Source organism: Anabaena sp. 4-3 (assembly GCF_001597745.1).
GTDB lineage: Bacteria > Cyanobacteriota > Cyanobacteriia > Cyanobacteriales > Nostocaceae > Trichormus.
Genome location: NZ_LUHJ01000029.1, coordinates 1 through 15,480, shown reverse-complemented (window position 1 = coordinate 15,480; position 15,480 = coordinate 1). Strand labels below are relative to the sequence as shown.

11 protein-coding genes are annotated in these 15,480 nt (G+C 41.3%); 5 read left to right on the top strand and 6 right to left on the bottom strand.

Annotation, left to right across the window (positions count from 1 at the left end):
* Positions 1-349: 349 nt before the first annotated feature.
* Entirely contained in the window at positions 350-6,076 is a 5,727-nt protein-coding gene (locus tag A3775_RS08815; RefSeq protein WP_197480115.1) for an alpha-2-macroglobulin, read from the bottom strand.
* A gap of 259 nt (positions 6,077-6,335) precedes the next feature.
* Here A3775_RS08815 and pbpC point away from each other — a divergent pair, with 259 nt between their 5' ends.
* From pbpC to A3775_RS08800, 3 genes are all read left to right on the top strand, one after another.
* Positions 6,336-8,627, top strand: a complete 2,292-nt coding sequence (pbpC, locus tag A3775_RS08810) for a penicillin-binding protein 1C (protein WP_066424580.1) — start codon at positions 6,336-6,338, stop codon at positions 8,625-8,627.
* A gap of 254 nt (positions 8,628-8,881) precedes the next feature.
* On the top strand, positions 8,882-9,520 hold the full coding sequence (locus tag A3775_RS08805) for a hypothetical protein (protein WP_066382335.1): 639 nt from the start codon (positions 8,882-8,884) through the stop codon (positions 9,518-9,520).
* Between the two features lie 124 nt (positions 9,521-9,644).
* Positions 9,645-10,643, top strand: a complete 999-nt coding sequence (locus tag A3775_RS08800) for a glutathione S-transferase family protein (RefSeq protein WP_066382337.1) — start codon at positions 9,645-9,647, stop codon at positions 10,641-10,643.
* On the opposite strand, the gene A3775_RS08795 is transcribed toward A3775_RS08800, so the two are convergent.
* The gene (locus tag A3775_RS08795) at positions 10,629-10,841 is read right to left on the bottom strand and encodes a hypothetical protein (RefSeq protein WP_066382339.1); all 213 of its coding nucleotides are present in this window, start codon (positions 10,839-10,841) and stop codon (positions 10,629-10,631) included. The two genes, A3775_RS08800 and A3775_RS08795, sit on opposite strands and share 15 nt — an antisense overlap.
* Before the next feature lie 276 nt (positions 10,842-11,117).
* Between A3775_RS08795 and A3775_RS08790 the strand changes: the two genes are divergently transcribed.
* Positions 11,118-11,339: a hypothetical protein gene (locus tag A3775_RS08790; RefSeq protein ID WP_066382341.1), complete on the top strand. Its 222-nt coding sequence runs from the start codon at positions 11,118-11,120 to the stop codon at positions 11,337-11,339.
* A 354-nt stretch (positions 11,340-11,693) separates the two neighbouring features.
* Positions 11,694-12,881: a glycosyltransferase family 2 protein gene (locus A3775_RS08785; RefSeq protein ID WP_197480114.1), complete on the top strand. Its 1,188-nt coding sequence runs from the start codon at positions 11,694-11,696 to the stop codon at positions 12,879-12,881.
* Here A3775_RS08785 and modD read toward each other — a convergent pair.
* The 4 genes from modD to A3775_RS08765 all read right to left on the bottom strand — a co-directional run bounded on the left by modD (position 12,878) and on the right by A3775_RS08765 (position 15,402).
* The gene (gene modD / locus A3775_RS08780; protein WP_066382406.1) at positions 12,878-13,729 is read right to left on the bottom strand and encodes a ModD protein; all 852 of its coding nucleotides are present in this window, start codon (positions 13,727-13,729) and stop codon (positions 12,878-12,880) included. The two genes, A3775_RS08785 and modD, sit on opposite strands and share 4 nt — an antisense overlap.
* Before the next feature lie 71 nt (positions 13,730-13,800).
* Positions 13,801-13,986, bottom strand: coding sequence for a hypothetical protein (locus A3775_RS08775; RefSeq protein ID WP_066382345.1), 186 nt, complete (start codon positions 13,984-13,986; stop codon positions 13,801-13,803).
* A 64-nt stretch (positions 13,987-14,050) separates the two neighbouring features.
* The gene (locus A3775_RS08770) at positions 14,051-14,506 is read right to left on the bottom strand and encodes a DUF2214 family protein (protein ID WP_066382347.1); all 456 of its coding nucleotides are present in this window, start codon (positions 14,504-14,506) and stop codon (positions 14,051-14,053) included.
* 149 nt (positions 14,507-14,655) lie between these two features.
* The gene (locus A3775_RS08765) at positions 14,656-15,402 is read right to left on the bottom strand and encodes a SulP family inorganic anion transporter (RefSeq protein ID WP_339373761.1); all 747 of its coding nucleotides are present in this window, start codon (positions 15,400-15,402) and stop codon (positions 14,656-14,658) included.
* Positions 15,403-15,480: the final 78 nt, after the last annotated feature.

Sequence of the window (15,480 nt, the reverse complement as noted above, 5' to 3'; positions counted from 1 at the left end):
GAACTGGTGCTAACTCTATTCACACTTACCGCAGTTAAGTGTATTCGTAAACAGTGGCAAGGATAAAAGGCGGATTCACTATCATAGCATCCGCCTACTGTAACAAACAACAACACTATGAACTCAATCATCATTGCAGGTGTTGCATATTTTTGAAATAGCTTAAATGCAAATTTAACATAATTTTAATGAAACGTTTGCATCAAAGGGCGGTTTACTGTGTTGTTTTAATGACAAATTAATTAACGTCTACGTGATTTAACCAGTTTTTTTTTAAACCTCACCCCTAACCCCTCTCCGACGCGGAGAGGGGAGGTTTAATTGTATGGAGTCGGTTAGCTGACTGATATCATTCAATTTGCAGGGTAGAACTGGCTGAACGTCCAAATTCCTCTGGTGTATACTGCAAATGTACCTCAGCACCAGGCCAGAGGAATGTACCGGGAGTCACAGAACGGACTAAGTAATGTAAACTATAAACTCCTGGTTCTAGGTGGTCAGCATAGGCGATAATGCGATCGCGGTAGATATTGCGATAACCAAGCTGCCAACTATCGGCTTGTGCTTGTAATGCGGCTGTTGCAGTTTGAAAACTTTGGTCTACAGCTTCCAATCCTGCTGGTAATGGGTCTTTAATGACTATATGATTAACAGGATGGTCTGCAATTATTTCTAACCCAATATCAAACACCTGTCCACTGTTGACATTTAAAGGTTTATCAAAAGCATAAATTCCAGTTTTTTGCAAAGGCTGAGTTTCACCAACTTTGCTAATAGCTTTTGTGATGCGTAAACCGTTAAATCTCCCTGGTTGGTTTCCTGGTAAACGGTAATTATAAGCTACTAAATAATGTAACTTACCATTACCAGATTTTTGCAGCGTTAAATCATAACGACCACGGGGTAATTTAGTCATCGGCACATTTAACTGTAAGCTAGGATTATCATAACCATTAAAGCGATTTTCTCCGATTTTCTTACCAGCTAATTGTACTGTGGCGAAAAAGTTGGGTGGTGTCGGTTGCAGTTGACTATATTCTGTCAAAGCTGTTAATGCTTGGGCATTATTATAGTTAGTTTGCCAAGTACCATCCCGTCGTTGTGCTAATAAACTCTGTACTAATTTATCGATGACTTCCGGTTTACTTTGTGCGGCGATAAATAACCTTAAAGCCTGTGCTTGTGCGGTGGTATCTGAACTCATCCATCCCCAACTAGATGGTAAACTAATTACGGCTGTTCTCCCAGTTTCGTAGATATTTTCTTGCAACTGGTTTAACATTTGTTGTGCTTCATCTTGCCATTCGGGAAATTGTGATAAATACCGCGCTAGTTTGATTTGGGTGACGATATCAAAGTTATTACGCTGTTGATAAATATCACCTAAGAAACTATTGCGTTTATCTCCGAGTTCGGCTAAAGCAATTAAAGCATTGAGTTGTAATTGAGTTCTACATAATTTCTGTTTACAAAAGTCATATTGTCCAGGGTTCGCCAAGACTTGCTGCAAATATTTCTTTAACCGAGATAGCATGACAGCATCTACCGCCTTGGGGAAGATTTCCTGGGTTTTTGTTAAAGATTCAGCAGCGTAAGCAGCAACCCAAGGGTCTGATTTTTCTTGTCCTGGGAAGGCTGCAAAACCACCGTCGGCGAGTTGCAATTTTTGTAATTGAGTTATTGCTTGATTTGCCTGTTGTTTAGGGTTAAATTCTGCAAAACTTTGGCTATATTTTTGGGCTAAAATTTGCAGGTTAGCGGCAATCATTAACTGACTCGCCGCAGGTTCAGCGAAGGGTAAATCATCATCACCTAATACTTGTTTAGCTGGTGCTTTAATTTCTGGTATTAAGGTACTCGCTATTTGAATATCTAAACCGCCAGCTTCCGGGTAAACATTTTTATCAACATTCAGAGGAATTTTGACTTGTTTATCAGTCACCCCTGTTTCTACAACTTGTTCTGTCACCTCCAAAGGTTTGACTTCTAAGGGTACGGCAAAAGCATCGGCGGCGGTATTATTTAACTGGGTGGTAAAGCGGACTTGTGTTATACCAACAGTCTCAGCCACCATTGGAAAGCGATAAGCTTGAGTAGTTGCTTGTGTTTTGGTTTGTAATTTGGTAGTTGTCGGGTTTTTCTCAGCAAACTTGAGAGTACCGTTGAGTTCGCCGTTAATTGTTAAGTTTCCTGAAGTGCCAGTGTTATTGGTGACAGATAAACCAGCGAGGATGCGATCGCCTGGACGGGCAAACTGTGGCAAAATAGCATTAGTCAGCAGTGGTTTAGTAGTGATAAACGTCGCCTCACCATTCCCAAACCGCAAATTACCATCAGTAGCGACAACCATCACCCGCCATGTAGTTAAGTCATCCGGTAATTTAAAACTTATCTGTGCCTTACCAGCAGCATCGGTGACAACAGCACCATTATAATAAGCCAAAGCTTGAAAATCTGTACGGACGCGGGTATTAGCTGCACCTGCGGAAAAACCGCCACCATAACCCCAGCCTTTAGGTTTAGCGACATCTTGGGGTTGTATGATGACATCAGGACGATTATCACTAAAGCGGGTAGATATTGGCTGTTCTGCATAAACAGTATCTACCAAATTTGGCGGACGATAACCAGACAGTTGCAATACTGCTTCATTCACCACCATCACAGTTAATTGTCCTTGGGTGGGGTTATTTTGCTTATCTTTCAATTCTAATTGTACCGTTGCTTCTGTTCCTGGTGCGAGTGATGTTTGCAATGGCGTAACTTGCACATTTAAATATTTAGCTTGCAAGTTAACTTTAAACGGCGTAAACCCAATTTTAACTAATTTATCTAAACTTCCTGGTTCTACTTGATTAAGAGGTGCGCCTTGTCTAACTAACACAGCTTCAACTGCTGCATTCGGTAACATTTCTGGAGTGACTTGAAACTGAATTTGTGGCGCACCACCGGAAACTTTAGTTAATTGTTGATAGATGGGTTTATCTTTGATGACAGCAAAGAATAACTCTGCATCTGGGTAAGGAGATTGAATTAAAGCCGTAGCAATTTCACCGGGTTGATACTCTTTCTTATCTAGTTTAACTTCTAAACGGTTCTGTTCTTCCGAACCCCAATAAACTGGATTATTTCCTGTCACCCAAATTTGGGCATCTGTCGCTGTTAATTCCTCATTACTATTACTAAAATTAGCGCGAATGCGATACGAACCTGACTCTGGTGGTGTTAAATTAACAATTTGGGGACTATCAGCAGATGTAACTTCGGCTTTAGCTACTGTTGTATATTCAACTTGATTTTTAGCAGTGCGACTACCTTCGACTAACTGCGTCACATTACTATATTTCATCTGTTGTAATTCTAGCCGCACCCGTTGATTATTGATTGGTTTTCCTGTAGGTTCAGTCACAATGAATTCTACAGGAAATGCTTTCCCCGCTTCGGCGATGAAATTAGTTTTTAAACCAATCAACCGATTACTTGGTAAAGCTGTAAAAGTTTGAGAATTAGCCACAGATAAATTAGAAACATCTGCGACTTGTACATCCACAGTGTAAGTCATAGGATAAGGTAAATCTTTCGCCACCGTTACCGTTTGACTGGTTTTACCATTAGCATCTAACTGAGTGTTAGTCTGTAAAACATCACTAGGAACAGCAGGACTTTCTTCCGGCCATAACCATTGTCTACCAAAACTAAATTCTTGCCAACCTTTCGGGATAAAATTCTCTTGGCGACGAGTCACAAAATACTTAGCTTCTCCTCCCTCGACAGGCGCACCAAATAAATAATTACTCGTTGCTTGCGCTGCGACTTTTTCACCGACTAAGGCGAATTGTTTATCTAAATCGAGTTCAACTTTAAAATTCGGTGGTTTAAATTCAGCGACTCGCAACTCTCCCGAAATTTCTCTACCATCTTTACCCTTGGCTTGGATTGTATAATAACCCAAGGGTTGATTTTTGTTGATGGGTAACTCTAGGGAAAATGTCCCAAATTCGTTGGTGGTTTTAGTACCTAAACCTGTCTTTTGTCCATCAGGATTGATTAAACTGACTTGGTAGACTGCATTTTTATCTTGTTGAAGACTGCCATTTTCTAAATAGTCAGCAAACCCAGTTAACCAAGCTTTTTCTCCTGGTTGATATAACTGCCTATCTGAGAATATCACACCACGAGATACAGGTTTATCATCTGCCCAACCCGCATCAATACCATAACCATAAACACCACTATATTCTTCAGTTCTTGCAAATGCCCAATCTTGATTTTCACGGGCGATAACTAATAACTCTGGTGATTTGACAAATTTATTATTGTTCTGATAACATTGCTGTAAATCTTGACGCTGAAGCCTTAAGTTTCCATCATTATCTGTTTTACCAGTAGCGCAAGGTTGAACAGGGTCACGATATTTAGAATTTAAACTTAATTGATAAATTTCTATAGGCGAATTCGGCACAGGTGAACCATCACTGAGATGATTCACACGAATTAAACCAGAGTCAGGAAACCATTGACTAAATACACCTAAATTTGTTAACTGTACTAACCCGTAAGTTGTCAGTTCGCGCCACAATTCTTTACCATTTTCTTGATATTTATTCGTGCGGGCTTGCACTCCATAAGCTAACATCCCTGTAACACCACCAAGTTTGTCTCGTAGTGGTACATTGACATCAAATTGCTGATTTTTCTTAGCTGCAACTTTAAAGCTTTGCCATGTATTTGGTTTGGGTAATAAATCATTTTCATTACCTTGGGGATAAGCACCTCTGGCGTAAACTAAATCTGTAGGTTGCACCACACGATAGGCAGCTTTATATTGTGACTCTGGTAAATTAACGGTACTAATATTTAATTGTAAATTCTGTCCAGATGGGAAAATATGTAAATCTGAGGGAACCCAAATATCACCAGCTAAATCACCTGTATTATATTTGAGATTGACGGGTTTACCCAAGGTTTGTCCAAATTTATCTTTGAGATTTGCGCCTATAGTAATTGTATAGTTAGTGGCTGGGTTTAAAGCATAGGGGTTAATGGTGACATATCTATCTTCCTCCCCAATTTGCAGCAGTCTGGAAATATCTCTTGGTGCAGGTTCGATTTTAATATTTTCTCTAGCTGAGTCGGCTACTAATATATTGTTAAATTCTAATTGCGGTGTACCTTTAACAAATCTGCCATAAGTTCCACCTGCGTCTGGTTGTCCGTAATAATTAATTTGTTTAAATGCTAAAGGTGAATAAGTTGCCAATTTACTAACATATTCTTTTTCTGTGGGTAAGTTACCATCTGCGGGTAAGATACCGGGTGAAAATTCAAGGCGGTAATTGGTGGCTTTTTCTAAGGTTTGTTGAGGATATAAATTATAAACCCAGTTACGTGTAGAAGGGTCAAATTTTTCTAAAGGGTCTTGTGTTTCTTTTCGTTGTTCTGCTTTGGCTAATGCTATTTTAAAATTAAGGCTTTTATTGTTACTTTCAGGGATTAATTTTAGATGTTCTTGTACAGAATTTAAGTTAAGTTCTGTGTTGGAGGTAAATTGTAGTTTTGGTTGTAAATCTACTGGTTGTGTTTCTGCTGGTTCTACTGGGTTTACTCCGGGTAAGTTAGTGATTTCAATGGGTTCGGTGTTAAAAGTCCACGCTAAATCTTTGTCTAGTTGATGATTTTTTAAGTCTTTTAAACCTGCTTTCAGGGTAACTTGTAATCTTGTGGCTTGGGGTAAGGCTTTTTCTGGTTGGAAGCCTACCATACGTGGTGTTAAAAAACGAAATTGTCCGGGTAAGGGCGGCCAAAGTGCAAATTTTTGTAACAGGTTTTGTTGTTCTGGGGTGTCTAGTTGTTCGACGGGAATTAATGCTTCTTTAAAGCGAATGCGAATTTGGTTTAGGGGTTTGGCGTTACCAATGGGGCTGATTTGTTCTATCCATTCTGGTAATCTGGGGGGTGTTAGTGGTGCTACTTTTGGTAGTTGTTGTTTTGTTGATATTCCGATAATGTTGCAACTGGTTATTCCTATTATGAGGGTGGTGGTTAGGAGGAATTGGATGAGGGTTTTTAGGATCATGGTGGGGTTTTGGGGGTTGATAATATCTCACGCAGAGACGCAGAGACGCAGAGAGTTAGAGGTGGAGTTTTGGAGGTTAAGGGAGGATGGTTACATTTATATGGATAACTAATTTGGTTTGTTTGTTTCGTGAAAACATTACAATTTTTAACTATTGGGTTTTGATGAATTTTTGTAAATTGATAGGGTGAAAAAACGTAAACATCACAATGTGATGTGTATTTGATTATTTAGTGATGAATCTGATGTTAGTTGTGTGATGAACAGGGTGAAGCGTTGGCGGCTGGAAGTTCAATATATATTAAGAGTCAGCAAGAGTATTAAGTTGATTTTGGCTGTGGTGTTGATATGTTTGGGGGTGAGGTTATTACCTTATTTTGCGTCTATTCGTGCGGTAGATATTGTGCAGAATCAGTTGGCGTTAGAGTTTAGCGATCGCAATGGTTTAAAATTAGGTACTATCCTCACTCGTGATCAAGAACATACGGCTGTTGTACCTCTGAAGCAAGTTTCACCTCTGTTTATTAACGCAATTTTAGCGGCGGAAGATGGTAGTTTCTATCGTCATGGTGCGTTAGATATGAAAGCTATTCTCCGCGCTGTCACGCAAGCTATTCACAGTCAAAAAATTGTTTCTGGTGCTTCTACAATTACTATGCAGTTGGCGCGAATGTTAGCACCATCCCCCCGCAATTTCTCTGGTAAACTTCATGAGGTGTGGTTGGCTTGGCGGTTAGCAGCAGGAATGAATAAGGATGAAATTCTCTCTGCATATATTAATCGTCTCCCAATGGGCGGTAATATATATGGTGTGGAAGCAGCCGCTAGAACTTATTTTTCTATCCCCGCTAGTGATTTGAATATCGCTCAAGCTAGTCTGCTTGCTGCTATTCCTAATAATCCCACTTATTTTGACCCTTTGCAGCATGGGGATAGACTCAAGCAGCGACAAAAATATGTCCTTAACCGCATGGTAAAGGAGGGGTATATCACTCAGGATATGGCTGAGAAAACCCTCACCGAAAAAGTTGTCTTTCAGTCGCGTCACAGAGGAATTATCGCCGCACCACATTTTTTATTTTGGTTAGCTAGTCAGTTATCTCACACAGAAATTACTTCTCCTATTCGCACCACCATAGATAAACCTTTACAGCAATTTGTCGCCGCACAAGTACAGCAAGTTATTTCTACCCTCGCTGCTAACAATGTCCATGATGCAGCTGCTTTGGTAATTGACAACCACACTGGAGAGGTTTTAGCTTATGTCGGTTCACCTGATTATTTTGATGACAGCAAACTCGGACGCAATGACGGTGTACAAGCACTACGTCAACCGGGTTCTACTCTCAAGCCGTTTGTCTATGAATTAGCTTTAGAAAAAGGTGCTATTCGTCCAAACACGATTTTAGCAGATGTCCCGACTCACTACGCTATCCCCGGCGCGCAACTTTATAGTCCTACAGATTATACTGAGAAGTTTCTCGGCCCTGTGCGGGTGCGGATAGCTTTAGCTAATTCTCTGAATATCCCAGCCGTGCGGGTGTTGGAAAAAATCGGCGTACCCGCTTTTTTACAACGTCTGCATCAACTCGGTTTTACTCACCTCCAGCAAACCCCGGAATATTACGGTTTAGGTTTAAGTCTCGGTAGTGGTGAAGTCTCTCTCTGGGAACTCGCTCAAGCCTATGTCACCCTCGCCCAGCAAGGCAAATTCACCCCGTTAGTTTCTGTATTTTCCCAGTCAAGAGTCCCCAGTCCCCAGTCAAGAGTCCCCACAACATGGCAACTGATTACTGATATGCTCAGTGACAATCATGCGCGAGCGATCGCTTTTGGTGTAGAATCAGTTTTAAACTTGCCCTTCCCCGTGGCTGTTAAGACTGGGACTTCCTCCAATTTCCGCGATACTTGGACAGTCGGCTTTTCTACTAACTACACTGTGGCGACTTGGGTAGGCAATTTCAACGGTGAACCCATGCGTCAAGTTTCCGGTGTCACAGGTGCAGCACCTCTGTGGCATCGCATTATGTTACACCTGCACGCACACCAACCACCAGCCGCTTTTCCTTCTCCGGTGGGATTGACTAAACTGCCTATCTGTGCTGTCTCTGGTTTGAAGCCTACCCCAGATTGTAACTCTGTGGTGCAAGAGTATTTTTATCCTGAAGATACAATTGCTTACGAAACTCAGCAAGATTTTACTTTACCTTCAGAGTATGATGAGTGGTTGGCAAAACACCCTTCTTCTAGTTTAGTCGCTCGTCAGGTGAGAATTGTCTCTCCCCGCAATGGTGATTTATTTTTACTATATCCTGGCACGGCAGGACAGCAAAAATTACAGTTTAAGTTGGCGGGAAGTTTATCTACATCTATAGAATGGTGGTTGAATGGGGACAGGTTAGAGGGTGACTCTAGTTCTCTGTTTTGGGATGTTCTTCCTGGTATTTGGAGTTTGGAGGTTAGAAGTGGGGAACTGCGGGATAATGTGAGTTTTCAGGTGGAGTTGGCTGAGGTTCGTTCTGGTCGTCGGGGGTTTTCTGTGGTGAAATAGTAGGGTGGGTTTTTTTAAACGCAAAGGTGAGGCAGCGCGTTGCGGGGGTTTCCCCCGTTGTAGCGACTGCCGTCGCGCGGAGGCAACGCGGAGGTGCGCGGAGGGGGGATTTTGAGGAGGGGTGTATAATTTTATATGGGGTTTGTTGGAGATTCGGGTATGTTTGGGGGTTTGTTTTGAGAAAATATTTAGTACAATTGTACTAAATAAGATGTTGTGTTTTCTCAAAAATACCTGAGTACGAGACGATTATTATGATGTCATCAATGCAAGGTGTAGCTCCTCATCCAGTTTCACACAAGTTTGAACAGTCTGATGCGACGGAAAATTTTTCGTTTCAAACCCTTGCTGATGTGACTAAGGCTATTTTACATCATGCTTTTTGGTTGGCTGAACAAAAACAATGTTTGTCGAGTAAGGAGTATAAGAAGTTACTTGTAAGTCAGGGTTGGCAGGGTGAGGAAAAGAGGTATCTCAAAATTGCTGCAACTTTTGGTAAGTTTAGTCCTCAAGATTTTGCCCAAGTTGAGCCACGCACTATTTATCAACTGGCGGAAAGAAGTAATAAGTATCAAAAGGTGATTGATAGGTTGCTTGATGTCAGTATTATCAATCAGGAAACTGTACGTTCTCTGATTAAGAAACAGCGTACTCCTAGACGGGAAACGGCTGAGAAGCCTAGTATTTGGCGACGGTTAAAGAATGGTGGTAGATATTGTCAAGTTCCGCCTATTCATGAAGATGGGGAGAAAACTGGTACTACTCTCCAAAAGATGATGGATGAGGAAGGTTTGACTGCACAACAAATCGTAGCAGAGGCGATCGCTCTCCGGCAAGCATACAAGGAGGGTAAGTTGGTATTGGTTACAGATGTTAATTCTGGTGCTGAGTAAAATTATAGATTTTTCTCACGCAGAGGCGCAGAGGCGCAGAGAGGAAGAGTTGGAGAGAGGGAAGTTGTTTTTTATCTGGCTAGTCTATCCTGGAAGAGTGCAGTGACATCAATTGCTGTCAATCATGAATGGTATTAGAACAACTCCGAAAAAGGGTAAGTCTCTTCCTCCTAAGCTGATTATTGGGATGGGTAAGTTTGTTTGGACAAGTCTTTGGCAAGTTATGATGTCAAAGTTAGCCCCCCGTAGTCAGTCTGGTGAATATATTCGCCCTAACAGTCAGTTTAGAAGTTTTGTTAAAGTCGGGGAAGATAGTCTTTACTCACCAGCCACCGGACGTTATAAACTCTATGTTGGTATGGGTTGTCCTTGGGCGCACCGTACACTAATTGTGAGAACTCTTAAGGGGTTGGAAGAAGTTATATCTGTATCTGTGGTTTCTCCTGCTGCGGAGTCGGGTGGTTGGGTGTTTGACTCGCCAGAGGAAGGTTGTTATACTCTGGCGCAGTTGTATGAACTGTCTCAACCCGGTTATACTGGACGGGCAACAGTGCCAGTTTTGTGGGATAAACAAACCAAGACGATTGTTAATAATGAAAGTGCAGAGATTATCGTCATGTTGAACTCTGAGTTTAATGAGTTCGCCTCTAATCCTACACTCAATCTTTACCCAGAGGAATTACAGCCAAAGATAGATGAATGGAACGAAAAGATTTACACCAATGTGAATAATGGTGTCTATCGCTGCGGTTTCGCTCAGACACAACAGGCTTATAATCAAGCTGTTGAGGAACTGTTTACCACTTTAGATGAAATTGATGCTTTACTCGCTCACAGTCGTTACCTGTGTGGTGATAGTCTCACTTTAGCAGATGTGCGTCTGTTCACCACACTATTCCGCTTTGATATTGTCTACTATGGTTTATTTAAGTGTAACCGTCGCCGCATCCAAGATTACGATAATTTAGGCGCATATTTGCGAAAATTGTATCAAATTCCAGGCGTTGCGGAGACTTGTGATTTAGACAGCATCAAGCGAGACTATTATGGTAATCTGTTTCCGCTTAACCCTGGTGGCATTATACCATCTGGGCCTGATATGTCCTATTTATCCCGCACTTAAGTTAGCAATAGTCATTTGCTCATCCACAACATTCGGCTCATCTTGATTAATATCAGGATTCTTTTCATCCGGTAGTGAATCATCAGATTGCGGAATATCTCTAGATATATCTTCCTGATGACGCGAGATAATCTCATCTGGATCTGAAGATTCATGCACTGCTAAATCAATTAGTTTATCTTGCTTCTTAGTCATCATTACCTCGCAATTGCCAAGACATCAATTAACTATTTACATAAATTAAAATATGATAGGTAACTTTTACCTCTGGCAATTGGTGTATTTATTGAATAATCATGATTGCATCGCCAACTTTCCCTGATTGATTCTGACTATTGAATTAATCAACAAATCTGCAAATTTATTACTTAAGACTTCACCCCAGATTTTATTTTAACACCTTTGATAGTGTGCCTATAAAAAACAACTATTTAAATTAGAAACATTTGATAAATAAAACCAGAGGAAAAATTTATGCCAGGTGGTCATGCAAGCCATAAAGGAACTTCTGATAAACCCAACGTCAATGCAGAAGGAGTGCTAGACGACGCTGTTGATAAATCAGTCACACCTGAAGAACTCCTACCGGAAGATTTAACCAACACAGAAACCCTCAGAAGCAGTGAATATGTCAATTATCCCCCTGCTATCCAACGCCCAGAACAGGAAAACAATCCCAAAAATCAAAACAAATAAAAAATCTTCCTGAAAACCTGTTCATTTTCCCCCCACCACCAACAAAACCACCCAAAAATATAGGCTTGTAGCCCCAACTACAAGCCATTCAACTACTACACTACAAATATCAAGTTAATCTTTTGTAAAATTATGAATAAGGTGTGTAGATGCTATGTCATTAGTGTGAAGTAAGTCAAAATTCCACTGACTAAATCAAGAAAACTTGTTAATATCACCGTTGATAATTGTCGAGAGGAAATCAAGATAGATTGAATGACTATTAAACTTTGATTTAAATATAAACTTATATAATTACAAAAGCCACTCATATAAGAAAATATAAACCTTGAAAAAGTAAAATTTATTGGCAATATGAAAATTAGTCTGTGTATGATTGTGAAAAACGAAGCAGCAGCATTACCTAAATGTTTGAGCAGTGTGCAGAATGTTGTAGATGAAATGGTTGTGCTGGATACTGGTTCTATTGATCGCACGCCGGAAATTGCTCAAGAATTTGGGGCGAAGGTGCATTATTTTGCTTGGTGTAATGATTTTAGTGCGGCTCGCAATGCGGCTTTACAATATGTGACTGGGGATTGGGTTTTAGTTTTGGATGCGGATGAGACTCTGACATCGGCAATTGTACCACAGTTAAAAGAGGCGATCGCTAGCGATGAATATCTCCTAATTAACCTGTTGCGTCACGAAATTGATGCAGAACAGTCTCCTTATTCTCTGGTATCTCGCCTATTTCGCCATCATCCCGATATCCGGTTTGACCGTCCCTATCATGCTTTAATTGATGATAGTGTCACCGCTATCCTCGAAAAAGAACCCCATTGGGAAATCGGATATTTACCACAGGTAGCAATTCTACACTCAGGTTATCAAAAAAGCGCGATCGCTCAAAATGATAAACACGCCAAAGCCCAAGCGACAATGGAAAGCTTTCTGGCAACTCACCCCCATGATCCTTATGTTTGCAGTAAGTTGGGGGCTTTGTATGTGGAAACTGGGAAATTTAACCAAGGGATAGAGTTATTACAACGGGGTGTCAAAGCTTGTCAGGAAAACTACGAAGTTTTATATGAATTACACTATCATTTAGGTATTGCCCACAATCGTTTAAATAATCCCCAACAGGCGATTTCTCATTACCAAAATGCGATTAAGTTACCTATTTACCCGATGCTGAAATTAGGCGCGTATAACAATTTAGGTAATTTACTCAAAGCAACGGGAGATATCAATGGGGCGAAAAAAGCTTATGAAACAGCTTTGAAAATTGACCCTAACTTTGCTATTGGATATTACAATTTGGGAATGATATACAAGGCTTTGGGGATGTTTACAGATGCGATCGCAGCTTACCAAAAAGCAATTCGTTTTCAACCTAAATATGCAGAAGCTTATCAAAATTTAGGAGTAGTACAGTTAAAAGTCGGTAATGTTCCAGCCAGTGTCACCGCTTTTAAAAATGCCATTCTCCTCCATGAACAAAACAACCCCCAAGAAGCAAATCGACTCCGCCAGGGGTTACGAGAAATGGGGTTGATTTAAGAAACATTCCGCATTTTCACGCCAATATCGGCAGGTTTGCCAAAATAGGGAAAGCTTGTCACCAGTAAATCAACGCCGGTGCTAGCATAATCCTGAACGTTGTCTAAGGTAACTCCCCCAGCCACAGCAAGTTTAATCTGGGGATAGTGATTTTTTAATGACGGTACTACAGCCTTAAGGTCACTACAGGCAACCTTATCAAATTGAATCATATCGATTCCAGCTTGAGCGATCGCCTCTGCATCTGCTACGGTTTCTACTTCCATCGCTATCTTATGTTCTTGAAACCGTTGTTTAAGTGCTGGTAAGGCTGCCAATAAACCTGACATTCCCCCCAGATAAGTCAGATGTTCCTTAAAAATCAAAATGCTTTCCGACAACCCCAAACGATGGGGAATTGCACCACCGGCTAAAAGTGCCTTGACAGATAACGGACGTGTACCCGGAAACACTTTGCGCGTCCCAACTATTCCTACAGATGGATTGACTTGTTGGGCAGCTTTGACCAAACTATCAGTACGAGTAGCAATCCCGGAAGCATATTCCAATAAATTAAGTGCTATTCTCCAGCCAATATGCAAAGCTGCGGCTGAACCTGTGGCTTTGAGGATGAGTTGTTGCGCCTCCAAGGTAGTGCTACTTTCAACCTGAAACGAAACTGTAGCCCCACATTTTTCCAAGACTCTGGCGGCTTCCTCCGTGGCACAAACTACCATCGGATGACGGGCAGAAAATTCAATTTCCCCCGGTTGCTTGCCAATGCCGAGTCCCAATGTGGTCAAATCAAAATAGGGAACGTCTTCTGCAATCAGTTGAGCGATCGCCTCGTCTGAAAGTATATTCCTCATCACCGTGAGTCTATTCCTCATCTTAGTTTTGATCACTTGTTCGGTCATCGGCAAGCAATTCCGGGCGAACATCAAGAAGCTTGATTAGAAGCGTTTTCTTCGTTCATTTGTCTTTCCATAGTGGCGATCGCCGCATTGACAGCAGCCAACCGCGTTTCTAGACTATCCCGCATCCATTTCAAAAATTCTAATTGATGCCGACGATGGGATTTTTGAGATTCAGAATGACAGCAGGGATTCATCCAAAAAGGAAACATGATTGATTCTCCTTGAACCTAAACCGCACACTATCTAAACTAACGCACTCCTCAATCCTCATGTTTAAAAAAGTCGAATTCCCCGCGCTAAAAGTGCAGCAAACAAGGGGATGAAGCAAAACCCCACTAACTCCCCCCTAATCAGCCAGCATAATCGCTGTAATTGCGAAAATTCCAGATGAGGAGGTTTGTTTTCTCGCAAGTTCTTAATCCAAGTCAAAAACGAAAAGGTGGGATACAGAGACAACAAACTCACCAGGATGAACATCCCCACCTTGGTATAAAATACCGGACTGCTGAGGTAGTAATCAGTACCTTTACCAAAGTACATCACTCTCAAGATACCTGTGATTAGAATTGTGGTGGCAGATAAACCATAAATGGCATCTGCTATCACCACTTTCCACGCTTCTGCTAGACTGATATCTTTTTTGAGATTTTGGCTTTCAACTACCAACGCCCCAAACGCCAGCATGAAGCCAAGATAATGTAAATATGCCGTAATAGCACTTCCCCACATTGGTTTTTCTGTAATAATCTGTGTGTGCGCCTATGCTTGGACTGCAACAACCTGGATGTTGTCAGTCACTTTGGTATTATAACTAAATAGTTATATAAGAGTAAAGACATTTATTCTCAGTCCAGCAGGGCTGCGCTAACCCAGATAATTCAGCTATCTACGGCTACAGACTTGTTGTGGACTGCCAGTTTATCTAATAACGTGGCACTAGCTGCGTTCACTCCGACTAAATCTACCTCTGTGCCATGACGGCGAAACTTCAGCACGACTTTATCAATGGCTGTTACCGCCGCTTGATCCCAAATGTGGGCATGGGTTAAATCAATTTTGACACGCTGTAAGTTTTCTGAAAAGTCAAAAGCGGCGAGAAATTGGTCTACCGACAAAAAGAATAATTGTCCGGCAATGCTGTAAGTCCGGTAATTTTGATCAGCACTCAGCAATGAATCTACAAATACAACTTTGGCAATTTGACGCGAAAAGAAAACTGTACTCAGAACAATCCCAACCAGCACTCCTAAACCTAGGTTACGACTGAGTACGGTGACGAAAACTGTTGTCACCATCACAGCCGTTTCACTTCTTGGCACTAAATGTAATGTCTGCAACGAAGTCCAGTTAAAAGTGCCAATGGACACCATAAACATTACACCTACCAATGATGCCATCGGGATTTGCTTCACCCAATTGCCTAACACTAAAATGAAGACTATCAACAAAACCCCGGCACACAAGGTAGAAAGGCGAGTACGTCCACCGGATTTGATGTTAATCACCGATTGACCAATCATGCCACAGCCAGCCATTCCACCGAGGAAGCCTGTAATAATATTGGCAATACCTTGACCAACAGCTTCTCTATTTTTATTACTGGGAGTATCAGTGAGTTCGTCAATCAGTGTAACTAGTGAACTACCTACATCGCCCTAGCGGGTCGATGTAGGCTTCTGGCACATTTTTAATGTTTCCAGAAC

Excerpts from the sequence above, each read along its gene's own strand:
- A3775_RS08805 (WP_066382335.1), top strand. The coding sequence starts at position 8,882 with ATGATGTCATCAATGCAAGGTGTAGCTCCTCATCCAGTTTCACACAAG.
- A3775_RS08815 (WP_197480115.1), bottom strand. The coding sequence starts at position 6,076 with ATGATCCTAAAAACCCTCATCCAATTCCTCCTAACCACCACCCTCATA.
- pbpC (WP_066424580.1), top strand. The coding sequence starts at position 6,336 with ATGAACAGGGTGAAGCGTTGGCGGCTGGAAGTTCAATATATATTAAGA.
- modD (WP_066382406.1), bottom strand. The coding sequence starts at position 13,729 with ATGAGGAATATACTTTCAGACGAGGCGATCGCTCAACTGATTGCAGAA.
- A3775_RS08790 (WP_066382341.1), top strand. The coding sequence starts at position 11,118 with ATGCCAGGTGGTCATGCAAGCCATAAAGGAACTTCTGATAAACCCAAC.
- A3775_RS08795 (WP_066382339.1), bottom strand. The coding sequence starts at position 10,841 with ATGATGACTAAGAAGCAAGATAAACTAATTGATTTAGCAGTGCATGAA.
- A3775_RS08770 (WP_066382347.1), bottom strand. The coding sequence starts at position 14,506 with ATGTGGGGAAGTGCTATTACGGCATATTTACATTATCTTGGCTTCATG.
- A3775_RS08775 (WP_066382345.1), bottom strand. The coding sequence starts at position 13,986 with ATGTTTCCTTTTTGGATGAATCCCTGCTGTCATTCTGAATCTCAAAAA.
- A3775_RS08800 (WP_066382337.1), top strand. The coding sequence starts at position 9,645 with ATGAATGGTATTAGAACAACTCCGAAAAAGGGTAAGTCTCTTCCTCCT.
- A3775_RS08785 (WP_197480114.1), top strand. The coding sequence starts at position 11,694 with ATGAAAATTAGTCTGTGTATGATTGTGAAAAACGAAGCAGCAGCATTA.